Here is a 23442-nt window from a genome sequence, read left to right as displayed (position 1 = left end):
TTCGTTTCACCTTCACAACGCAAATACGACCGACCGATTGGTCCTCCCTTGGAACGTAAATCAACCCAAATTAATCTCTTTGATCTTGTCTAACGGGATTTTCGGCTGCCGGGCTTCCGTAAGAAGGCCGTTGATTTCCTGCTGAACGTCGGCCAGCTGCGTATAGCAGAACCCGCTTATATAATCCACGCTCTTAATCGCTTGAATGAGGCCGGCGAACCGTTTCAGAAACTCCTCGTCCGAGGAAACCTGTTCACCGTAGCCCCAGCCCTTATCCGACTGGTAGGCAATCCCGCCGAATTCGCTGATGATTATCGGCTGCCCCTTGTATGCATACCCTTCGGCAAAGGCGTACTTCCAATGGTTGCAAGTCGATTCATTCGTAACAATGGCATCCTTGTCCGCATAACGCTTCAAAAAGCCTTCGCCGGTTCCGACATAATCATGCAGCGTCAGAATATCCGAAACCGTATGCTCCCAACCGTCATTCGTAATGACCGGGCGATACGGATCAATTGACTTGGTCAGATGGTAGATGCCCTCGGTAAATTTCTGCTGTCTCTTATCGCGGAGGATGGACGCGATCCCCCACGATTCATTGAACGGCACCCAAGTAATAATGCTCGGATGGTTATATTGCCGGCGGACGATTTCCAGCCATTCGTTCGTAAACGCTTCGACCGCGTTGTCGTGAAACTCGAAGGTCGCCGCCATTTCGGACCATACCAGCAGCCCCTTCACATCGCACCAATAGAGGAAACGGGCGTCTTCAATTTTCATATGCTTGCGTACGCCGTTGTAGCCCATCGCCAGAATATGGTCGATATCTTCAATGAGGGCTTCCTCGTTCGGCGGTGTTAAATGACTATCCGTCCAATACCCCTGATCCAATATCAGCCGCTGGTAGACCGGTGAATTATTCAGCAGCACCTTCCCTTTTTCAATGGAGATCTTCCTCATCCCGAAGTAGGAGAATACCCTGTCCATCACCTTATCGCCCGAGTACAGGACGAATTCAACATCATATAAGTTCGGATGCTTGGGCGACCAGTAGCATTTCTTCCACGGTCCGTTCGCCTCATGCACCAGATCGACTTCAACGGTCTGGCACGGGCGATCCACGATTAGGCTTACCTGCTTGACGGGTTTGCCCTTCAATGTAATAACGGCTTCCAGCCTCAAACCGGCGGCCGCTTCCGCCCCGTGCACCTGATAATCAAACCGGACGTTATTGCGGTCGATATCCGGCGTTATTTTGACGGCGTCAAGCCGCTGCTCCTCCACGTATTCAAGCCATACCGTCTGCCATATTCCGGTCGTCTGGACATAGAAGCATTCGAAGTTATCCTTGGTCCAGCGCTGCTTGCCCCGCGGCTGGGTGCAGCTGTCGCTGTCCTCGGCCTTGACCGTCACATAATTATCTGCACCAAATACTAGATAAGGGGTAATATCGAAGGAAAATGCCGCGTAGCCCCCTTGGTGCCGGCCGGCCATCGCGCCATTGATCCATACCTTGGCGATATAATCGACAGCCTGGAAATGCAGAATGACCCGTTTTCCTTCGGCCTCCTTCGGTATATGAACCGATTTGCGATACCACACGTACGGATGGAATTGCTCCTCGCCGATCCCGCTCGCCTTGGTTTCGTAAGTAAAAGGCACGTTTATCGCATGCGTCCCGTCAAGCTTCTCCTGCCACTTCTCCTTCTCCCCGGCATTGCGGTCATCGAAGCGGAAGCTCCATTCGCCGTTTAAATTCAGCCAATTATTGCGCACGAATTGCGGCCTCGGGTAATCCTTGGTGTAGGCTTTGGTCGTCATGCCCGGCCTCCCGTTCCTTGCTGCGCCTTGATTTCAATGGCATAGACGGAGAATGGACGCAGCGGGTAACCTTCCCGCCATGCGGCAATCGGCACCTTGCTGCCGGTGCAGACGATACGCTCCGGTTCAAACACGGAATTGATGTCGTCAAAGGATTCCCCCGTAATTTCATGCAGGATCGTGTCCCCATCCGCCCCGAAGGCGTCCAAGCTCAGCTCTGCTTTCACTTCCTGCAAGCTGCGGTTTACGATAAATACGGTAACGAGGCTCCGGTCTTCATTCGCGCATGCCGCGATGTCCAAATCCGGAAGCGCGTCAAGTCCGATCGGCGTCGTCTTGAGCGCCTGAACGGAGAAGGTGCCGCATACGGTTTCGACCGGTAGCATATGCCGGATGTCACGGCCCGCATACAGCTTTAATACTTCATAGGTCGGCGTTCCGTACACGGTAAGGGGACGGCCGCTCCAGCCCGATTCCTTGCCGCAGTATTGATCGGCATAATAATCGCCAACGCGTATGCATCCCCCGAGCCAGCCGTTCACCAGATCGGAGAAGCTGCCGATGTGGATCATATCGCTGCAGCGAAGCATTTCATTCAGGTTGGCGGCATTGGCTACCGCCGCCCCCAGCGTATGCTCGTTCGGCAGCCCTTTTCTGATCGTATTCGGATAATACATCGTGTTGTACTCGGTGATGGCCAGCTTCACATGGCTATGCTTCGCATTCGAGCGGATATGCTCCTCCGCCTGTCGAACGTGGTAACGCGTCCATTCGGGATAAGAAGCGATCGCCTTATACCGCTCCTCCGCCGGGCTGTTCGGGTTCATCCCGAAGAGTCCGTAACCGTGATAGATGTGCATCGTCAAATAGTCGATATGCTCGCCTGCAATTTCCAGCACCGACTTGTTCCATTCCTGATCGAAATGCCCGCAAGCCAGAATAACGATGGAAGGGTCCACCGCCTTCATGGCCTGCACGAATGGAATCGTACGTTCCGCGAACTCGTTCGCGGAGCATGTTCCCACCTGCCACTGCCCCCACACTTCATTGCCGATCTCCCAATACCGGACATGGTACGGTTCAAGGTGACCGTTCGCTGCCCGCCTTGCACCCATCGGCGTATCGATGCCTCCGTTGCAGTATTCCACCCACTGAGCGGCTTCCTCGGGCGTGCCGGAGCCGTCGTTCACGCAGATCAGCGGCTCCACCTGCAGCTCACGGCAAAATTGGATAAATTCGTCGGTGCCGAAATATTTGCTTGTCCACCCGCCCCAGGCTTCATTGAACATGACGGGCCGCTCCAGCACGGGACCTACGCCATGCTCCCAATGATAAGCGCTGATGTAATTGCCGGCGAGTCTCATCATGCCGGCGTTAAGGTCCCGCGTCATCTCGACAATCTCGCGCTTCACCATTCCGATGCTGTCCACAGGCAACAGCGAAACATGATCGAGCCAGAGCATCCCGGTCGACACATGATCGACCCATCTCGGGTGCCCGGCCGGTACATAGATCCGAATCTCGGCTTCGGAGCAAGCGCGGGATACGGGCAGCTGTACATCGTATGTCTGCCAGTTATGGCTTTCGAGGTCGACGCGCACCCGGCCGAGCAGTTCCTCCGTCCGCCGGTCAACCGCGTCAATGAATACATACCGGAGCTCGATGGATGCACGCGCAACAAGTTTGACCGTGTAATCCGTCGGTCCCTTCAAAGCCGCTTTCTGAGCAATGCCCGCATAGGCTTCGTCGTCGCTCAGCACACGGATGCGTTGTGCGCGCCCCGAGTGCTTCGGGGCCGGCGCTTCCAGCGCATATTGGGTATTCCTTCCGTTCGTATAGGCAGCCCAGCTTCCGGAAACCGCCCTCTTCGCTTCGGCTTCGCTTTCAAAGTCCATGTCCTTCAACGGATACGCGAGCATCGCTTCCATATGGTCCCGGATATCCTCCACGAAATGACCGAAGAGGTAAGGGTTGATCGCATGCCCGCTCGTCCGGCTGCAGTCAATCGTAATCGTTGCATTCGTTTTCAACATAAAGCCTCCATTTGGGATATTTTATAAGGGCTTCCAAGTTAACCTTTGATCGAGCCGATCATGACGCCCTTAACAAAATGCCGCTGCACAAAAGGATACATCATTAATACGGGCAGACTGGAGACGATGATAACCGCGTATTTAATGCTCTCGGCAAGCAGGATCTTGTCTTCCAGCCCGACGGTGCTGTCCACGGCATCGGATTGGCTGATCATCAAAATTTCGCGCAGCACAAGCTGAAGCGGATGCAGGGCTTCATCCCGAATATAGATGAGCGCGTTAAAAAACGAATTCCAATGGCCTACCGCGTAGAACAGGACCATAACCGCTAAAATCGGCTTGGATAACGGCAGAATAATGTTGAGAAGCAGCCGCCAATTGGAGCAACCGTCCATATGGGCAGCCTCCTGCAGCTCCCAGGGAATACTTGCCTGGAAATACGTTCGCATGACGATCAGATTGTACGTGGCGATCGCGCCGGGAACAATCAGCGACCACATCGTATCGACCATCCCCAATTCTTTGACCAGCAGATAGGTCGGAATCAGCCCTCCGCTGAAAAACATAGTGAGCGTGATAATGACCATCATGACCTTGCGTCCGGGAAGATCCGGTCTTGACAGCGGATACGCCGCCAATATCGTCATGATGATGTTAATGAACGTGCCGACCGCCGTATACAGGATGGTGTTGCGGTAACCGGTCCAGATTTTTTCGTTATGCAAAATATTCGTGTAAGCATCCAGCGTAACGCTCTTCGGGAGCAGCCATACTTCCCCGTTCAGCGTTCTTGCCGGATCGCTGAATGAAGCGCTGACAATAAATATAAGCGGGTAAAGCACGATAATCATAATAACCGCGGCAATCGCGTACACGATTGCGTCGAACGCCCGGTCATCCGAAGTGCTTCTTATGGTTGCTTGCTTCGACATTGCAGGGCACCTCCTTTACCATAAGCTCGTCTCTGCCGTTTTGCGGGCAAACCGGTTCACGAGCAGCAGCAGCATGAGATTAATGACCGAGTTGAAAAGCCCGATCGCAGCGGTGTAGCTGTATTCTCCCTTCAGAATGCCCGTTGTATAAACAAACGTGGAGATCACATCGCTGGATTCCAGATTCAAATTGTTTTGCAGCAATAGAATTTTCTCAAACCCGATGTTCATGAAATGGCCGATATCCAGGATGAGTAAAATAACGATTACGGGAACGATGCCCGGCAAGGACACATGCCAGATGCGCCGCAGCCTGGTCGCCCCGTCCATCTTGGCTGCTTCATACAGCTGCGGATTGACTCCGCTAAGCGCCGCAATATAGATGATCGACTGCCACCCCATGTTTTGCCAGATGTTCGAGCCGATAAAAATCGTCTTGAACCAGCCGGCTTCCTCCAGAAATCGGATCGGCGTGCCGCCGAACGCCTCGATCAGAATATTGACCGGACCGGTTTTTGGCGACAGGAACACCGTCAGAATGCCCACCATGACGACAACCGATATAAAGTGGGGAATGTACGTTATATTTTGCAGCCACTTGCTGAACGTTTTGCTCCGGATTTCACTAATAATCAATGCCAGAAGGATCGGAATCGGGAATGCAATCAACAGAGAAAACAGATTGATCGATACGGTGTTCCAGAGGAGCCTCCAGAAATAATAAGAATCAAAAAAACGTTCGAAGTGAGCAAAGCCTTCCCAGCTGCTGCCGACAATCCCCTTTGCCGGGTTGAAATTTTTAAACGCGATTTGCAGCCCATATAGCGGTCCGTAGTGAAAGACCAAATACCAGACCATCGGCAGCAGCAGCATGAGGTACAGATCGTAGCGCTTGCCCATTTGCCTTAACAGCCGGTTACCGCGTCCCGTATGGCTCCGAGGCAGAGCAGCCGTCGCATCGGCTTGCACGCTCTTCATGAGCATCTACTCCTTATCCATGGTGGGATCTACTTTATTTCTCCATCTTGTCATAGGCATCCTGATAAAGCTTCTCCAGCTCGTCGACCTTCATCTTCTTCAGCGTGGATTGGAATTCTTCCCACTTATCGAAGCTGAGCGCGCCGACAATAAATTTCGTGCTCTGCTCCTCGTAATATTTGTCGATATCGTTGCGCAATACGTTGACCTGCTGCGCCGTTTGCTCGTCGAACATCGGAGCCGCGTAGCGGACCTCCGGCATGAACGGATCCAGCTTCTCCTGCGCCGCTTGCACCTGAGGAGGATTGATAAAGGAGGCAACCTTGTCGCTGATGATGTGCGGCGCTCCGCCACCGGCGTACGGCGTTATTTTCGCTTGATTAGTGATGTCCTTCAGGAATTCTTCCGTGTAGTACGGGATTCCGTCCTTCAGCTCGTAATGCTCGCCTTCTCTGCCGAACCTCAGCAAGGTGGAGCCTTCGTCGCTGAAGAAATAATCGATCCAGCGCATCGTGACTTCCGGATATTTATTGACGGACGTGACGGCAAAGGCTCCAAAGTCCCGCGCGACAGGCGAGGCTTGACTTTGCAGACGATCCCCTTGAGGACCTGTCGGAGGCGCGATCCCCGTATATTGCTCCTGGATCGACAGGAAATTATTGTTCGTCTGGTCGAAGAAAAATCCCGCGTTGCCGGAGCCTTGCTTGGCCAGATATTGCGCTTCCTTATGCGAGAATATCTCCTGATCCAGCAGCTTCTCCTTATAAAGCTTATTTAAATACATCAGCATCTCTTTATTCCGTTCGCTGCCCATCCAAATGTCGACCTTGTCATTGTCAAGATTGATATTGTAGCCGAGCTGCAAATCCAGACCGAATGATCCGGTCATCATCGTGACCACCGACAGCCCTTGACGGGCGGTCATCGGAATTTCATCCGGCTTCCCGTTCCCGTTCGGATCCTGATCCCGGAAAGCGACCAATGCTTGGTACAGATCCTCTGTCGTCTCCGGCTCCTTCAGGCCGAGCTTATCCAACCAGCTTTTGTTAATCCATTTCTTATCCGTACGCGCCGCGCCCAGCGTCACAATACCCGGAATGGCGTAAATGTGGCCTTCCGGCGTCGTGATGGCCGCGCGGATCTCAGGATATTCCTCCATCAGGTTTTTTAAATTTGGAGCGTATTCGTCGATCAGGTCTTCCAGCGGAATCAATTGGCCTGCCGATCCGTAGCGGACCGCTTCGAGCGGCGACAGGCCCGAACGGTAGAGAGCATCCGGAAGCTCATTTGAAGCGAACAACAGATTTTTCTTCTCCGGGAAGCCGTCTGTCGGCGCTTCGATGAATTCCACCTGCACATTGCTCATTTTCTCATAATCCTGGAACACCGGCATATCCTTGAACGGACCGTTAACCGGTGCGATCCGGGTGAACATCTTAAGCTTGACCGGTTCCTCCACGATCGGGAATCCATCGGTTTGAACGACGCTTTCGGATGGAACCTCGTCCTCTGTCTCTTTGTTCGAACCGGCACCGGAACTGCATCCGGCGAGCACCAAGCTGGTTGCAATTACCGTGCTAATCGCATAACTTCCCCAGTGTTTACGCATAAATCCGTGACCTCCGCTTTTTTATTCACCGACGTTTGTAAGCGTTTACCGTGGTGTGAATTCATTATAATTCACCTGAAACTGCCGCAAATTACAATAATATGACTATTTACTCCACTTATTTTACGGATTGGCCGTGATCCGCCGTCTTCAGCTGCGTGGAATGAGCACGGCTACTTCTCCGCTCTCCCCCGTCCCAAGCTGTTCAAATATTCCTGCGGCGTCATCCCCGTTATCTCCTTGAACACTTTGAAAAAATAGTTGTGTGTGGTGAAGCCCACTTGATTGCTGATCTGTTTGATCGAATACTGACCGCTCTCAATCAGCTTACGGCCTGCATCGATGCGGACCCGGTTCACGTATTCGGAGAAGGTCGAATTCGTCTCTTCTTTGAATAGCCTGCTTAAATAAGAAGGGTTCAGGCCGATCGTACCCGCCGTCAGCTCTAACGTGACATATCCCGTATACCGTTCCAGGATGAAATCGATCGCCTGCGACACATGCCGTGAATAGGAACCGGTTACCTGCCGCCGCTTCAATAATGTCAGCAAGCCGGCGAAGTACGACTGCAGCCAATGCTCCAATTCCAAGATGCTGCCGATCCTCCCGAGCTCGCTGCGAGAGGGAAGCTCGTCCGTTGAAGCTTCAGGCGAATGGATCGGCATCCATTTTTTCAAAACCTTATCGCCGGTGTGCAGCAGCTCGCTGACGATCATCTGCACCGTATGGGAATGAATCGGCTGATTGCGAATGGCGGCCAACACGGAGGCTATCAAGCTATGCATGCCTTCCTTGTCTAACCTCTCGATGGCGAGAAGAATTTGCTTCTGCTCCTCAATGGTCAAGGAAACACGCTGGTTATATACGCTTCTTCGCCGTTCCTCCGCTTGCTCCGAATCCCCGGAAGACTTGCCGGCGGCGGGCGGCTCTATGGAGGGAGAAACATCCAGCGCCCGCCCGGCTGAAGCGTAGCTTGCTCCGATCTGCGATAAGCTGCCGCATGCGTGACCGACCGCATAGACGCACTTCAAATTCAGAAACAGCTCAAGCGAATGCTGAAGCTTGCTCACCAGCCTGCCTGCCTCACTCGCGGATGCATGCTCGCTGCGCTCCTTGAAGGCAAGCACGACGATCATTCTCCCGTCCCCCGCATAAGCGGCTGTCCGCTCATGGATATCGCCCAAGCTCTGCTGCATAATATCGACGGCCTGCTGTACCAGTCTGTTCGTTTGCACGTCGCTGTACGATTCCGTGAGCAGCAGGAAAGGAACGATTTGAACGGCCGCTGCCGCATAGCTGACCGCCCCCGGGTACAGGCTGTTGCTGCGCGCATAGGCTTCAAACTCCGCTGCGGCATCCTTATTCCCCCTCACCAGCTCCGCCAAATGATCGCGGATGAGCACGGGATTCAGCCTCTCGGCCATTTTACCGTTGGCAATGCGGTTTTCATGCAACCGTTGCTCCTGCCGCAAATCCAGTACCGCTTTGTTCAACATGGTGAGAAGCGTTGCTGCGTCCAACCGGTGCTTTAATAGATAATCGACTGCCCCATTCTTCAGGCACTCGCGAACGTAATCGTAATCGTCAAAGCTGCTGAGCATGATCGTCTTGATCGGGGGAAATCTTTCTCTAATCGTTCGATTGAGCTCCACGCCGTTCATCTCGGGCATATTCACGTCGATAATGGCGATGTGAGGCGGAGATTGCTCGATCATCTCCAGGGCGATTGCCCCGTTGTACGCTTCTCCGCATATCTCGAATCCATTCTTTTCCCAATCCAACAGTGTCCTAAGTTCATGACGCACCAATGGCTCGTCGTCTACCAGCAGTACCTGAAGCATGACTCATATCACCTCTTTACCGAATTTGGACATATCCGTCCCGCATAATTTGGGAAACCGGATTTCTGCCTTTGTAAATAATCCGGGCTCGCTGTACAGCTTTACGCCGTAGGGATCGCCGTACATTCGAACAATCCGTTCATGCACGCTGTGCACCCCCATGCCGCTAAAGCGTGACGGCGCCTCGTGCTTGCCCGCCTCTCCCAATAGAAAATCCATTTGCTCCGGCGTCATGCCTTTGCCGTTATCCGTCACTTCGATCATAAGATCATTCCGTTCGCCGTAGACCCGAATCAGCACATAGCCTCCTTGCCCTGACGGACCGATGCCATGAATCATGGCATTCTCTACGAGAGGCTGCAGCATCAGCTTCAGCACGCGGCATTGCAGCAAAGCCTCGTCTTCGATCTCCGTATGCACCTCGATTGGCTCCATGTGTTTGTATTTCTCGATCGATATATAACTGTATACATAATGAAGCTCCTCCCGCACCGTCAGAAATTCACTAGAATTTCCGAGCACGCTCCGCATCAGGTCAATTAACGAGCCGGACACCTCAACGATATTAGGAACGTTGTTCAGTTTAGCCAAATATTTGATCGTGTTGAGCGAATTATATAGAAAATGGGGCCGTATCTGCGCCTGCAGCGCCGTCAACTCGGCCTCGCGCTTCTCTTTCTCGCTCATCCGTATTCCTTCGAGCAGCCGTTTCAATTCCTCTACCATGCTGATAAAAACATGGTACAGGTGGCCGATTTCATCCTTCGTTTTAATTTCCGTTTTCGGAAAGGTCAAATTCCCGTCCTTCACCAGCATCATCATCGATTTTAACCGCCGGATATTGATGGTGATCCGGGAAGATACCTGATGGGAACCGATCAAGACGACGACGAAAACAATGACCGATACCTCGGCCAATAAATTGCGGATTCGGGTGGACTCGCTAAGCAGCGAATCCAGCGGAATCAGCGCCAGGGTTGTCCAGCCCGTATTCATGGATTTGCGGCTGACGACGATATACGGCCTGCCGTCAATCTCTTGTTCGACGACGCTGCCGGGCCTGGCGATTTCCTCATTCATCCTCACAATGGTTTCTACCGAAGGAGCGGAGCCGTCAGGCGCCGATTCGGATTGATAGACAAATCCGTTCTGCTTATCCAGCACATACATCATGCTGTCCGCGGTCGGCTTCACGCCGTACGTCTTTTTGATAAAATCATAGGATAAATCCACCATTACGACGCCGACGGTCTCCCGGTTGTAACGAATTTCACGTCCGACCGTAATGACATCCATCACCCCTGCCGGCTTAAAATACGCATGCTGCGATCCGTTGCGCAGCATATAATCCATCATTTCCGTCTCCAGAACGGTACGGTCCAGCCAAGGGCCTCCGGAGAAGAACACCTTTCCGTTCAGTCCGACAACCGCAATGCGCGAAATATAGGGCTTATAATCGATTAGAACAGATAAAAATTCATCAATCCTCTTCTGCTCCTGGAACCATTCATAGCTAATCTCCTCCGATGGGCTTAACAACGTATCGATAACCGTATTCTTGTTGGTCACAACGACGGTGTTCAGCCGGTCGATCTCCTCCAGCATAATATTGAGGGATTCATCCGCCTGACGGATGCTGTCCGTCACTGAGGTGACCGCGTTCTTCTTAATCGTCTCGCGCATATTCATATAGACGATGGCGGTAATGGTTACGATGGAGAGAAGAGTAACCAGACTAAAGGCGATAAAGATTTTCCCCTGAATGCTCATAGTCGGCGAAATTAATCTTCGAAGAGAGGATAGCTTCATATCGGGTGAACTCCTTTCCTTCCATGAGACGCGTTTTCTTGCAAGCGCTTTCGAATGTGAGATCAGTTATTCTCATTCAGCTTACGGATCGTTGACGGGGAGACTTCATAATAGATTTTGAAAGCCCTCGTGAACGAATATAAGTCCTGATAGCCGAGAGAAAGAGCAATCTCCGTAATGGTCGCGTCCGTTTCTTTCAGGAACCGCTTTGCCTTCTCCATGCGGATCTTCTGTAAATACTTCATGGGAGGCATTCCTACCTGACTGGCGAACACGTTGGAGAAGTACGAGCGGTTCACTCCCGCAAACGCGGCAACCTGCTGTACGGAAATGCCCTCCGTGGCATGCAGCTCCATAAAATTCATGCATTCCTGAATCCACCCGGCCGGCTCAGTCATCTTGGTTGAAGCCGATTCCGGGATTAATCCGGCAAACAGCCCGCATACCAGAGCTTGCAGCTCCAGCGACACAGCCGGGTTCCACCGCTCAACGCTGTCCATCGCATGAATCACGCGTTCGGCCGAATCCAGAATGCCAGGGGAGCCCTGCTTCCTGAGAAACGGTTTTTCCGGCGACAAGCCGGCCAGCTCCAATAACGGCTTGACCCTGTCGCCATCCAGCGCCAGCCAGCTCATTTGAAGAGACGAATCCGAGGGGAGCATATAATAATAATACGTTCGCCCCGGATACAAACAAAACATATCGTTCTTTTGCAGCTCAATCCGTCCGCCCTCGTACTCGACCGCGACCATCCCCTCCAGTACGAAGTGAAGGCTGTAGCATTCGATCCTCTTTGGCCCTGCCTTGTAGTTGGTCTTGGCGATACTGCGTCCAGCCCGGACGGGCCACAAATGTCCTTCTTTGTCCAGATATCCGGGTGTATAGTATATAAAATCCGCAAATTCATATTCGTACTCCTGCATCATACGGGTTCACTCCATCCAACTTTTTTCACAATTTATTACATAATGACAATAGAGGAAGCAGAAAAAGAGAAAGTAAAAATGAATAGATTCAGTGTTATCATAATATGAGTGCATGAGATTTGTCGAGATAACCTCACATAATGATAAATTAAAAATAGACTATCCCTAAAGCCGTATTCACGGCTGTCGGAATAGTCTACTATCGTAAAAAAAAAGGGGCTGTCTAGCCTATACTGGATTTCGTACAGTAACTTTCGTGCATCACATCCTATTTTCGGCCTAACCCGTATTCTTCACAGTAACTTTATCTGTTTGAGGACTCATTCTCGGATACGGTGCTTTTTCCACTGGATGAAATCCACTATAGCCACCTAATAGGACGAAAACCCGCTCTTACGCCGGATGAATTCCAGTGTAGGCATGCAGTCGAATGGTTGTATCAATCCCCGATATCCCATGCCGGATTCCATACGACCTCCCACAAATGGCCGTCCGGATCAAGGAAATGCCCGGAATAGCCTCCCCAGAAAGCTTCATGCGCAGGATCCGTAATGACGGCTCCCGCCCTTTGGGCTTGAGACATGATCGCATCCACTTCTTCTTTGCTGCCAACGTTGTGACCGATTGTCAATTCGGATGAGCTGGGCGGCGATAGGGGAACTTTGGTTTCATGAGAAAGATCGCCGCGGCTCCAAATGGCGAGCTTCAAACCCGGCTGCATGTCAAAAAAAGCAACGGCGCCATGCTCGAATTCTCTCCCGACGATGCCTTCCGTCGGCAATCCCAGACCGTCCCGGTAGAAAGCAAGCGACTTTTCCAGATCATCTACGCCTAGTGTAAGTACGGTAATTCTTGGTTTCATTGCTTGTCCTCCGTCCCGAAACAGGATGATAAAACGCTTAACGTTATTATTACATCTAATCGGACGTATTACTTGTAAAAAACGGACCTGGCAAGACGAAAGCCGAGATCATCAATCCGGAACGAAGGGTGACTGCGGCGCCGGCAAGTCGCCCCGCAGCCCCTGGCCTCTTCCGCCCAGCTGCCGCCGCGGAAAATTCTGTAGGAATCATATACTTTCACATCGTATAGATCCCAGCACCACTCCCATACATTCCCTAACATATCATAGAGCCCCCATGCATTCGGGAGCTTTAAGCCTGCCTCATGTACCTTGCCCCCGGAGTTTTCCTTGTACCAAGCGATTTCATCGAGCTCGCCGTACCGGTAACCGTCCGTTCCCGCTTTGCAAGCATGCTGCCATTCCGCTTCTGTAGGAAGACGATAGCCGTCCGCCTCCCAGTTGCAGACGACATCCCCGCCGCTGCCGATTACCGAGTAACATTCCTTTAGACCCGAGAGCCGGGAAAGCAAGTTACAGAACAGAATAGCATCATGCCATGAGACATCCGTAACCGGTGCCTGAGGTTCGTCAATAGGGTCAGCCGTCTGCTGCGCGATCGAGAAATATAAAGCTTTCGTAACAGGAACCGGTGCGAGCAAAAAAGAATTCACATTAACCGTCCATATCGTCTTTATCCGATCGTCTCTTAATTCAATTTCACCTGCAGGAATTTTTACCATCGGATACCCAGTATCATTATGCCGTGCGTTCGACACCTATCTTCCTCGCGTATATCTTCTATTTCGCCTTGCTTAACCTTTCAATCGCTTCTTGTTCGGTCGGCAAGAAAAAGAAATCGCGTCCGCAGTTGCATTCATAAATAAAGTCTTGCAGGCTTCGGCTTGAATATGCGGAAAAATCCCCGACAATGGCGGCCTTCACGTGATAATTGATGAATTTTTGTAGAATTTCGCCAGCTAAGCGTGTTTTCAAATCGAAAAAGCTTTCGCTCAGCAGGGATTTGTTGATCACGAAACGGTCGCAGTCTGCCTCGTATCTGACGGTTGCGATGAAATCCAACGCGGATTGAACATCCGTAATTAAAACCCCGTCGCCGCTTACGACGGCAATATTTCCTCCGCCTGCTTCTATCTTCGTTATATGCATAATCGCCCTCCTAGTCATCAAATATCTATTGGTAAATTCTATCACATTATCCGTTATTGAAACCATTAGGACGGATCGTATATGCGGTGCAGTCTTCGACTGACAAAGGTGATGAATACAATGGCGGATACGAGCACGGAGCCCGCGCAGACAATGAACAGCACCTTGTAACCCGTATATTGCGAAACCCAGCCGAGAATGATCGAGCCGAGTCCGATGCCGAGATCGAACGCGGTCATGAAAGAAGCGCTGGCGACTCCCCTTTTATCGGGAGGCGCCAACCTTAGATTCGCTGCTTGCAGAGCCGGTTGCGCGGAACCGAACCCGATCCCGTACAGAACGGCGGCGACGACTACGCCGACCAGACCTTCCGAGAAACTCAATACCACAAGCGATAATACGGTAACGATAAGTCCGGGCAGGATGACGTTAGCCTCGCCGAGCCGATCGGACAGCTTGCCTGCAATCGGCCTTGCCAGCGTCAGCGCCAAAGCATAGACGAAGAAGAACGTACCTGGGTTCACCTGGATCGAAGCTCCGAACAACGGCAAAAACGTCGTGATTCCGCCGTAGGCGACGGATAAAAAGAAGAGAGCGACGGTAAGCGGAAATACGGATTTTTCGAATAATACGATTTTCCTCGATTCCGGTTTGGGATGTTCGGGGACAGGGGTTAAATAAACGAGCAGAAGCGCGGCAAAAGATAAACCCGTCGCGAGCCAAAACAAGCTGTGATAAGCCCCGTCGCCAAGCACCGCTATTCCGAGCGCCGGCCCTATCGCCATGGCGACTGTCATCGCCATGCCGAACCACCCCATGCCCTCGCCGCGGCGCGTCGCCGGTATAATATCAGTGATCGAGGTGCTGACGGCAGTCGTCGACAAAGCCCAGCTGGCGCCATGCAGCACGCGCAAGGCAAGCAAAACGGCGATCGTGCTTACCCAATTATAAAGATACATCGAGAGGACGAACAGCAGAAGCCCCCCTATGATGAACGGCCTTCTGCCGTAACGATCCAGCAACCCCCCAATGACTGGTCGAAAGACGACCGCCGTTAAAGTAAATGCCCCTGCGGCAAGCCCTACCTGCGACTCCGTGCCGCCCATGTCTTTAATAAAAAGAGGCAGCGTGGGCAAGAGCAGATAAAATCCCGTAAATAAGACCAACATCCCCAGCGTCATTTGAATAAAGGATTTTGTCCATAATCGCTCCATAATCTCCCTCCTTAGGAATTATGAAAAATCTTCCACCCCTTCATCCGGCTGCGTCTTGACTCGCTCGATTTCGTCCTTGATCCACTGCATTTCAACCTCTCCCAAGCGTTTGCGGTGATCGAACACGCGCAGCAGCTGAAGACGCTGCTTCTCCGGCTCGGGCTTGCGCGTGATCAGATTTGACTCAAATTGCGCGAGGAATCGTAGAGAAAACAATGGCGCAATAATTGACCAGTTCCCGGTAAGCGGTTGCGCTCGACGCTGACGCGCTTTGACTTGTGAAACACAAAAACGTTATCCAAATTATAGCTTTCGGCCAATAAAGTCCTCAAGCCATAGCTTCTCTCCTCAGCTTGCGATATTCGCTCGGCGTATGGCCAATCGTTTTCTTAAACGTATTTGTAAAATAAGCAGGGTCCGTAAAGCCTAGTCTTTCGGCGATTTCGGTTACGCGCAAGGACGTCTTCTCCAGGAGCGCTGCCGCATCTCTCATTCTCATCGCCGTGACATAATCCGTAAAGGTCATTCCTTTGGTTTGCTTGAATAGCTTGCTAAAGTAACTCGGATTGAGATGAACCCATTCCGCAGCTTCGGCCGACGACATATCGTACACCCGGTTCGACTCGATGTGATGGATGACCTGATCCACCGGAGACAGCTCTTGCACATTTACTTCAGGCGCGGCAGCTTTCTCCCCTGATTCGGTTTCTTCTTTTTTTTTGATCCAGGCGCGCAAACATGCTCCCAGCTCTTTCTTCTCAACCGGCTTTAATAAATAATCGAATGCGCCTTTCCGCAGCGCTTGCTGCGCATACTTGAAATCGTCGTGCCCGCTTATCATGACGACGTTTGCGCCGAAGCCGTTCGCTTGGAGCTCTTCCAGAAGAGTAAGTCCGTCCATCACCGGCATCAGGATATCCGTCAAGACAAGATCCGCTTCATTGCACCTTAACCAATCCAGGGCCTCCATGCCGTTGGACGCCTCGTGCACCACTTGTACCGGAAGCTCCGCCTTCTCAATGACCTTCTTTAACGCGACCCGCACCCACTTCTCATCCTCTACCAACATAAGACGATAATCCATCGTTTCTTCCCCCTATTGCGGATGATATGGCAGCATGATCCTTACCTCTGTCCCTTCGCCTTCCATGCTGGTAATTTTCAACCCGTACGGCTCTCCACACACATGACGGATGCGGTGTTGTACGTTCATCATTCCGATATGCGACTCTTCGGACGGCTTATCTTCGTCTAATCGGCGCCGCAGCTGTTCAAGCGTCTCCGGCGGGATCCCGGGTCCGTTATCGGTGACAAGCACCTCGAACCAATCATCCGCGAGCGGCCGGACCGATATCCGGATTCGGGTTATGCCCGCATTTCGTTCCATGCCGTGAACGATGCAATTCTCGACGATCGGTTGAAGTGTGAATTTGGTAATCTGCTGCCTCAGCGCCCAATCCGGCACATCGAATTCGTATTCCAGCCTCTCTTCAAAGCGGAATTGCTGAATGCGCAAGTAGATTTTGACGATATCAACTTCCTCCTGAACGGTAACATTGACGCCCGTATCTTTCACGTTATACCGTAATAATCGGGCCAAGGCCGCAGCCATTGAGCCGATTTCTTCCATATCATGTTCAAGCGCCATGCCGCGGATCGTATCTAAGGAATTATAGAGGAAATGCGGATTGATTTGCGCTTGAAGCATTTTGAGCTCCGTTTCCTTCTGTCTGAGGTGCATCTCCGTTTCCCTCAGCTTCGAGAAATAGACCTCCTCAAGCAGTTGGGAGAGACGGTCAACCATCGTATTGAAGCCGTTAGAAAGCTTGCCGATTTCATCCGCCGTTTCGACGGGAAGCCTCCATTTAAAGTCCCCGTTCTCGACTCTTCTCATATTTTGATACAGCTTTCGGATCGGTCTTACCAAGCTTGCAGCCAGGGTGACGCTAAGGACAAGCGCTATGGCCATAAAAATCGCGGTAGTTCCAAAAATCATTCCGCCGATATGCTCCCTGCTGCTGCGCATCAACGCTTCATACGGTATGGAGGTGACGACCTGCCATTGCAAGGATTCACTGCGGCTGAACGTCTGCAGTGTTCTGGACCCGTCCGCTTCCGTAACAAAAGATCCGCTCTTCTCGCTGCCGATCGCCTGAATAATTCCGGTATCCGCCTTCTTGCCGATCAGGCTCATGTCCGGATGATAGACGATATATCCCCGCTCATCCAGAATAAATAGAAACCCTTGTCCTGCTTCGCCAAGCTTCACTTTCCGGGCTACATCATGTAAGCGCTTATAATTTACATCGATAACAAGCATCCCGAAGGGCTGAAGCGTCTGCGGATTTGCAATGCGTTTGACAACCGATATGACGGGCTCTTCTTTGCCGTTCATTTGAACAACCCGGCTGTATACCTTCGGGCGGCCCGTGACCGGTATATGATCGTACCAGTACTCTTCCTCGATTCCCCAAACCGTTGACACGCCTGCTTGCACAGCCGAATTAATCGTTTGAATCCGGTCCAGGATCAATGTTATATTGATGACGTCCGATTGCGAGTAGGCCGAATTTTTCAGCACGCCGCGCACGTCCGGAACGATATTGGCGTCATTCACTTCTTCAAGCGTTTTCAGCTTTAAAAAAGTAACGGTATCCGGATGATTTACGATTTTCAATGTACTGATCTCGAAGCCGCGAAAATAATCCTCAACGTAATTTTTGACTTGATCGATTATTTGCCAGCTGTACTGTTTGGCTTCGTTCTCTAGCGTTCGGGAGGTCTCCCGGTAAGAAATCATTCCGACCATCATCATGGGAAATATGACCAGCAGGGCGGAGTATATCGTCAATTTGATCATGAGGGGCTGATCGCGAAGCAGCAAGAAGCGCATCATGTTATTTAGAAAGCCTCGGTTCATGCCGATCATTCGTCCATCACCTTCACTCTCTGTGGTGTTTTAGTTTCAAGTTGAGTACCGAAGATCTGCGTCCGGTCTTATCGCCAAATCGGTACAAAGAAGGCCACGGGCGATCCCGCGGCCGATCATTAAGTTATCGTAATCAGAGTAATAATCTTCAGTGATTGTCATATCTGATATACACATAAACGAAAACTTTCTTATCCGGACTATAATCATTGCCCGTATGTCCCTTAACTCTCCACTCCGCTCTGTAACCACTGGGCACCTCGGCAGCACTGTACTCGGTGCCGCTTGTGAGTAACGTCGTATCTTCCGGCAATTGGTTACCCTCGCCCACGGTCTCCAGACTAAGGTCATAATCTTCCCCTTCCGGGGAAGCCATGGAGACCTTAACGACTCCATGGAAACCTTCAGGGGGGCTCCAAGATCCACTCAACTCTTGTCCTGAGGATGAAATGTACCCGTAATATAACGAATACTCATAATTGTACCAACCATCCGAATAAGTTTTGGAGTCGGAAAGCTGAAAAGAGCCGGGAGCCGGATATGCTGCAGTAGTGACCGTCACTTCTTGTTTCACACTTAGGTTGCCGGCGGCATCCACGGCGACCAGTGAAAAGAGGTAGGACGAATTTGGAGACAGCCCCTTCACGTTATAGCTGTTCACATCCCTGTTCAGGGTATCCAGCAGCGTATTGTCTTGGTATACCAAGTACTTCTCTACACCCGTTTCATCCGTAGCCGGCTGCCAATTCAGCAACGCACTGTGATACGTTACATCTGCGACGCTCAGTGCATCAGTCCCCGGCCACTGAGGTGCGGTAGTGTCCCCGGGTACAGTCGGGCCGTAGTTTAGAAGGAACAGAGTACCCTCGACCGCTTGGTACCATGTGCCGTTGTGATAAGAGGGAGCCAAATGATAATAACTGTCGGACGTAAGTTTCTTCGGTTCCTTATCTCCAGGATGGTACATATACAGTTCGCTATTGTACGTGATCGCCAAAGTTCCGTGTTTGTTCAAAGCACGGATTTTCGAATTTCCGTTGAAATATGTCACTTGGGTCACAGTTCCCTGCGGAGATTCCAAGAATATTTGTCTGCGACCGCTCGATGCGGGCTTTGTGTATGCGATCCAGCCCTGATCGATCTCGAAATCAGAATGCGGGCTGGTGGTGTCATCATAGTACGAGGATTTACTGATCATTGTAAGAGAACCGTCCGCATATTTCAATATATCGCGGCTATTGGTGTTCAGAAGCACAGTCTTTCCGTCAAACACGGGCGATGGATATTCGAGGCTGGTTTTGATTAGCTGCCTGCTTGTACCATCGGGCTGAAATAGGATAATTCCCTCGTTATTAGCGGCGACCAGGCTGCCGTCCGCAGCCAGCGCGGCATAGCCCACTCTTCCGAAATTGCGGATCTCCCCGGTTTCGGTATCGATCAAATCTCCTGTCCAATCAGAGAAAGCAAATTTTCCGTCGGTTTGGACAGTAGAATGCTCCGAGCCATAGCCCGAGAAGGTTTCGACACCCGTAGCCTTAAGTTGACCGGAATACCACAGGAACAGTTCGCCATAGTCATGGCCTGTATAGACATTCACCACTGCACCTGCAGGTGTCAGCAGCGACTTGCCCAGATAATTATAGGGAGCATCATAGATGATGGTTTCCGTCCCGTCCGTGCGATTCTTGATCCGCACCTTGTCATCGATTCCTTTGTAAAGGGTTCGGGTATCGTCGAAATCCAAGATCGTTCCTTCCACGTTATCTACCGGAATTACTGAAGAAGGATCAACCATTGTATTCTCTGCTACCACCGCGGAACCGGAGTCCGCGGCAGTTGCCTGAAAAGGTACAAGCATCGTCAGCAACAGAAAGGCACAAACGAAAAGCATAAACCGTCGTCTCATCAATCTTCACTCCATTATTTTTTACCTTAAATCTACCATATTGCCAAAATCTACGAATGTGCTCATTGCACTATTACAAAACAAATCTACCAAAAATATTAAAACAAACATTGGTATATTTCGCATTGAATGAAATCGATATGGAGTAACTGATTAAGCATACCTGCACGATAGCACAACAGGCTGATATTATCAGCAACCTACGTAGTGAAAGTTATTTATGCTCCTGGCGTTGGAGTGGCTCTGAATGCATTTACAGTCTTGTCCATAACAACCTGTGCATCACTTCCCGAATCAAGAATCGTATTCTGAAGCGATTCTTTTTCTACCAATACTGTTGTTACGGTAAGCGGCTCTGATGCTTCGGTAGTCAACAAAGCGTCTACTTGCGCAGAGAAACAAGAATCACTTATCTTGGCATGAACCTCCTTGGCAACAACATGATTATTAGAAATATAATTTCCATTACCCGAAACAATACGTATGATTACAGGTGTTGCACCTGCCGGCTTGATGTTCTGAGTATTAATTCCTTCAGAAAAGTGATTAGCAATTACAGAATTATTATTGCCACTCATATAGAGGAGACCATACAAATCATCTAAACCATTGTCTATTCCCAGAAAAGGAGTCCACGGTTCATGGTCACGTAAAAAGTGATTTGAAGAAACCAAGTTTTCCGAACAATTTTCCCTGAATACCACCATTCCTGGATAAAATGAATGAAGTCTATTATTTGTGATACTGGAACGTGTCACACCATCAAAATAGATACTGCTCGCACCTCGTGGAAAAACATTATTCGCTGTAATCAAAAGTCCACCAAAATTTTGAGCGTAAATTGAATATCCTTTAAAACCGGCTCCTATCAAGTTATCGGTTATTTTTGAAGCCTGTCCCCAACCTCGCAGTTCTATACAGTTACCACATTCAGCTATGAAATTATCATGTATAGTCAGAGCATCTGCATGATAAATAGTAATTCCATGCTCTAAATACACAAACCCCATGCCTGTAATCCGAAATGAGTCACAAGCACTTGCAACATAAATACCCGTTTTCCCGTTAGCGTATGTGTTTTCCGGATTTGTTTCTCCTGAACCATCTTCAATAAAATGCAAACCATCAATACAAAAGTCAGAAAACTCTACCGAACTTATTCGGGGATTTCCACTTCGTTCAACATAAAATGCAGCTCCTTTATATTCCTCGTCATTTACTTCTGGGGGAATATCTACGAGTATGCGACTTCCTCCCGGCCACAATTCATGCAAATCCGCCCATTCATTCTCAGAAGTATTAAAACGAATACTCGAAGATGTAAACCCGTGTCCAGAACCCATAATTTTAAGATAACTGATGTCTATAACTACTTGACTGCCAAGATGATAATCTCCCGGTGGAATATAGATAACCGCACCCGGCTTTCCGCCTTTATTCACATCAGTGTCCGTTTGCCTCCTTTTAATATCTGCTATAATGCTATTGATTACCTCACCAATATCCTCATACGGATTACCGACAGGCCACTCTGTTACGTCGTAATAATTTTTACTAGCCATAAATAAATTCTCCTATCAATTTAGTGTGTTTGTTCATAAACTACTTTTCCTTAACGGAATACTAGAATTCCGGCATTTCACTCATTCCTTTACTGCTCCCATCGTCATGCCGCTTACAATATACTTTTGAATCATTATGGAGAAAATCATAACCGGTAAACTGAAACAGACAGCCGCTGCCGTCATAGGCCCCAAATCAAGATTATACGCGCCCAAAAATTCGGAAAGACCGACAGGCATCGTTTTAGCAGATGTACTGGTCATCATCAATGCCATCAAAAAATCGTTCCACGAAAGCATATAACAAAAGATGGAGGTTGTTGCCAAGCCGGGCAGGGAAACGGGCAGAATAATCTTTATAAACGCACCTAGCCTGCTGCAGCCATCCACGCGAGCCGACTCATCCAGCTCCTTTGGCAATCCATCAAAAAATCCGATCATCATCCAAATCACGAATGGAATGTTAATGCTTGTATACACAAGGATCAAAGCGAATTTCGTATCGTATAGGCCCAATTGGTTTATAATTCCGTACATCGGAACCGCCACGCTGATTAAAGGCACCATCCGCACGCCGAGGGTCAGCAATAAAAACATATTACCCAAACGGGAGGAAAACCGGGACAGGCCGTATGCGGCGAGCGATCCGAGAAATACACTTATTACGGTACTAGAAATTGCGGTAAAAAAGCTGTTGCCAAAATATTTTGCAATCGGAAGTAAATCAAACATCGTCCGGTAATTTTCCAATGTGAATACACTAGGAATTAAGGTCGGGGTAGATGAAATAACTTCAGCTGATTCTTTCAGGGAAGTCATTATTAAATAAACGTAAGGAAGCAAGAAGGCAAGCACAAACAATCCCGTTAAAAGCAGGATTACCATGGAGCTTACCGTTAATCTTTGTTTGGTGAACGTAGTCATTTGATAACCCCCTGTGTCATACTGCTTTCTTGTTCGGATTCCACAACCGCATCATGAAAAACCCGCAAATTGACATTAACGCGACCATAAATAATATGGCAAGCGCACTGGAATATCCAACCTGATTATAACGAGCCATCGTGTTATAGATCATCGTGCTCAGAAGGGAAGAGGAGAAGTTAGGGCCGCCTTGGGTCAACACCCAAATGATATCAAACGAGCGTGCCGCATCAATCATTCTTATCAGGACGGCGACGACGATGACCGGACGAAGACAAGGCAGTGTAATACGCCAGAAACATTGGCTCTTATTCGCTCCGTCAATGTGCGCTGCTTCGTACAGACTTTCGGGTATGCCTTGTATGCCTGCCAGCAGGATCAGCATCATAAACGGCGTAGTCAGCCAGATATCTGCTATCATGCAGGACAGTAGCGCAAATCTTTCGTCTGATAACCACAAGATGCTCTGCGGGCTGTCAATGATACCCATCTTGAAAAGAAATGAATTAAGAATTCCGAATTGATCGTTGAGCATGAACTTCCAAATTAAACCGCAGACAAGCGGTGCGATCATAAGCGGACTTAAAAATAACGTACGCGCAAAATGACTGCCTTTGAAACCCGTGCTTAACAGCAGCGCCAGAATTAATCCGAGCACGAGCTCGATCGACACCGCTCCAATTACAAAAACGATAGTATTGTAAAGAGAGTGATAGAAACGGGCCGAAGTTAAAGCAGTGACGTAATTTTCTGCGCCGACAAATTGTGTACCGGTTTTGGAATCGAACAGACTGTCTCTTGCCAGAAGAAACATGGGATAAACGAAAAATAGAACCATGAAAACGGCAGCCGGTGAAAAGAACAATAGAGCTGTTCTCCGATCACTCTTGGTCATAGAGTCACATCCTTATCATTTCGATAGATGAAACGGAAGATAGGCGCGCCTA

The 23442-nt window shown here is 50.1% G+C and carries 19 protein-coding genes; all 19 read right to left on the bottom strand.

The window, feature by feature from the left end:
- Positions 1-60 precede the first annotated feature (60 nt).
- Positions 61-1821: a glycoside hydrolase family 2 protein gene (locus H581_RS0111430; RefSeq protein WP_028610103.1), complete on the bottom strand. Its 1761-nt coding sequence runs from the start codon at positions 1819-1821 to the stop codon at positions 61-63.
- Complete coding sequence (locus H581_RS0111425) at positions 1818-3851, bottom strand: alpha-L-arabinofuranosidase C-terminal domain-containing protein (RefSeq protein WP_028610102.1); 2034 nt, start codon at positions 3849-3851, stop codon at positions 1818-1820. The genes H581_RS0111430 and H581_RS0111425 overlap by 4 nt, the downstream gene beginning before the upstream one ends.
- A gap of 41 nt (positions 3852-3892) precedes the next feature.
- Positions 3893-4786, bottom strand: a complete 894-nt coding sequence (locus tag H581_RS0111420) for a carbohydrate ABC transporter permease (RefSeq protein ID WP_028610101.1) — start codon at positions 4784-4786, stop codon at positions 3893-3895.
- Positions 4787-4801: 15 nt separating this feature from the next.
- The gene (locus H581_RS0111415) at positions 4802-5764 is read right to left on the bottom strand and encodes an ABC transporter permease (RefSeq protein ID WP_028610100.1); all 963 of its coding nucleotides are present in this window, start codon (positions 5762-5764) and stop codon (positions 4802-4804) included.
- Between the two features lie 34 nt (positions 5765-5798).
- Complete coding sequence (locus H581_RS0111410) at positions 5799-7373, bottom strand: extracellular solute-binding protein (RefSeq protein WP_028610099.1); 1575 nt, start codon at positions 7371-7373, stop codon at positions 5799-5801.
- A 173-nt stretch (positions 7374-7546) separates the two neighbouring features.
- Complete coding sequence (locus H581_RS0111405; RefSeq protein ID WP_028610098.1) at positions 7547-9214, bottom strand: response regulator; 1668 nt, start codon at positions 9212-9214, stop codon at positions 7547-7549.
- A 3-nt stretch (positions 9215-9217) separates the two neighbouring features.
- Positions 9218-11023 carry a cache domain-containing sensor histidine kinase gene (locus H581_RS0111400; protein ID WP_028610097.1) on the bottom strand — a complete coding sequence of 602 codons (1806 nt, stop codon included), beginning with the start codon at positions 11021-11023 and terminating at the stop codon, positions 9218-9220.
- A gap of 62 nt (positions 11024-11085) precedes the next feature.
- Positions 11086-11946, bottom strand: coding sequence for an AraC family transcriptional regulator (locus H581_RS0111395; protein WP_028610096.1), 861 nt, complete (start codon positions 11944-11946; stop codon positions 11086-11088).
- A 442-nt stretch (positions 11947-12388) separates the two neighbouring features.
- Positions 12389-12811 (bottom strand): VOC family protein, encoded by a 423-nt coding sequence (locus H581_RS0111390; RefSeq protein WP_028610095.1) that lies wholly within the window; start codon positions 12809-12811, stop codon positions 12389-12391.
- Positions 12812-12879: 68 nt separating this feature from the next.
- Entirely contained in the window at positions 12880-13569 is a 690-nt protein-coding gene (locus H581_RS0111385; protein WP_028610094.1) for a formylglycine-generating enzyme family protein, read from the bottom strand.
- Between the two features lie 22 nt (positions 13570-13591).
- Positions 13592-13960 (bottom strand): DUF4180 domain-containing protein, encoded by a 369-nt coding sequence (locus tag H581_RS0111380; RefSeq protein ID WP_028610093.1) that lies wholly within the window; start codon positions 13958-13960, stop codon positions 13592-13594.
- 65 nt (positions 13961-14025) lie between these two features.
- Complete coding sequence (locus H581_RS0111375; protein WP_028610092.1) at positions 14026-15174, bottom strand: MFS transporter; 1149 nt, start codon at positions 15172-15174, stop codon at positions 14026-14028.
- Positions 15175-15192: 18 nt separating this feature from the next.
- Complete coding sequence (locus H581_RS0111370; protein ID WP_028610091.1) at positions 15193-15390, bottom strand: hypothetical protein; 198 nt, start codon at positions 15388-15390, stop codon at positions 15193-15195.
- Between the two features lie 112 nt (positions 15391-15502).
- The gene (locus tag H581_RS0111365) at positions 15503-16258 is read right to left on the bottom strand and encodes a response regulator transcription factor (RefSeq protein WP_028610090.1); all 756 of its coding nucleotides are present in this window, start codon (positions 16256-16258) and stop codon (positions 15503-15505) included.
- Positions 16259-16270: 12 nt separating this feature from the next.
- Positions 16271-18103 (bottom strand): sensor histidine kinase, encoded by a 1833-nt coding sequence (locus H581_RS33780; protein ID WP_051250692.1) that lies wholly within the window; start codon positions 18101-18103, stop codon positions 16271-16273.
- Positions 18104-18251: 148 nt separating this feature from the next.
- Entirely contained in the window at positions 18252-19916 is a 1665-nt protein-coding gene (locus tag H581_RS0111355) for a fibronectin type III domain-containing protein (protein ID WP_169507495.1), read from the bottom strand.
- Positions 19917-20227: 311 nt separating this feature from the next.
- Positions 20228-21571, bottom strand: a complete 1344-nt coding sequence (locus H581_RS0111350; RefSeq protein ID WP_028610088.1) for a NosD domain-containing protein — start codon at positions 21569-21571, stop codon at positions 20228-20230.
- Between the two features lie 81 nt (positions 21572-21652).
- A complete protein-coding gene (locus tag H581_RS0111345; RefSeq protein WP_036718484.1) occupies positions 21653-22495 on the bottom strand; it encodes a carbohydrate ABC transporter permease in 843 nt (280 codons plus the stop codon).
- A 16-nt stretch (positions 22496-22511) separates the two neighbouring features.
- Complete coding sequence (locus H581_RS0111340) at positions 22512-23390, bottom strand: carbohydrate ABC transporter permease (RefSeq protein ID WP_028610086.1); 879 nt, start codon at positions 23388-23390, stop codon at positions 22512-22514.
- Positions 23391-23442: the final 52 nt, after the last annotated feature.

This window comes from Paenibacillus harenae DSM 16969, from assembly GCF_000422465.1.
Classification (GTDB): Bacteria; Bacillota; Bacilli; order Paenibacillales; family Paenibacillaceae; genus Pristimantibacillus; species Pristimantibacillus harenae.
This window is presented reverse-complemented; position numbering and strand designations above follow the sequence as displayed.

Coding starts and splice junctions, on each gene's coding strand:
- H581_RS0111390 (WP_028610095.1), bottom strand. CDS start 12,811: ATGAAACCAAGAATTACCGTACTTACACTAGGCGTAGATGATCTGGAA.
- H581_RS0111345 (WP_036718484.1), bottom strand. CDS start 22,495: ATGACTACGTTCACCAAACAAAGATTAACGGTAAGCTCCATGGTAATC.
- H581_RS0111420 (WP_028610101.1), bottom strand. CDS start 4,786: ATGTCGAAGCAAGCAACCATAAGAAGCACTTCGGATGACCGGGCGTTC.
- H581_RS0111365 (WP_028610090.1), bottom strand. CDS start 16,258: ATGGATTATCGTCTTATGTTGGTAGAGGATGAGAAGTGGGTGCGGGTC.
- H581_RS0111340 (WP_028610086.1), bottom strand. CDS start 23,390: ATGACCAAGAGTGATCGGAGAACAGCTCTATTGTTCTTTTCACCGGCT.
- H581_RS0111375 (WP_028610092.1), bottom strand. CDS start 15,174: ATGGAGCGATTATGGACAAAATCCTTTATTCAAATGACGCTGGGGATG.
- H581_RS0111350 (WP_028610088.1), bottom strand. CDS start 21,571: ATGGCTAGTAAAAATTATTACGACGTAACAGAGTGGCCTGTCGGTAAT.
- H581_RS0111400 (WP_028610097.1), bottom strand. CDS start 11,023: ATGAAGCTATCCTCTCTTCGAAGATTAATTTCGCCGACTATGAGCATT.
- H581_RS0111405 (WP_028610098.1), bottom strand. CDS start 9,214: ATGCTTCAGGTACTGCTGGTAGACGACGAGCCATTGGTGCGTCATGAA.
- H581_RS0111410 (WP_028610099.1), bottom strand. CDS start 7,373: ATGCGTAAACACTGGGGAAGTTATGCGATTAGCACGGTAATTGCAACC.
- H581_RS0111395 (WP_028610096.1), bottom strand. CDS start 11,946: ATGCAGGAGTACGAATATGAATTTGCGGATTTTATATACTATACACCC.
- H581_RS0111430 (WP_028610103.1), bottom strand. CDS start 1,821: ATGACGACCAAAGCCTACACCAAGGATTACCCGAGGCCGCAATTCGTG.
- H581_RS0111380 (WP_028610093.1), bottom strand. CDS start 13,960: ATGCATATAACGAAGATAGAAGCAGGCGGAGGAAATATTGCCGTCGTA.
- H581_RS0111415 (WP_028610100.1), bottom strand. CDS start 5,764: ATGAAGAGCGTGCAAGCCGATGCGACGGCTGCTCTGCCTCGGAGCCAT.
- H581_RS33780 (WP_051250692.1), bottom strand. CDS start 18,103: ATGATCGGCATGAACCGAGGCTTTCTAAATAACATGATGCGCTTCTTG.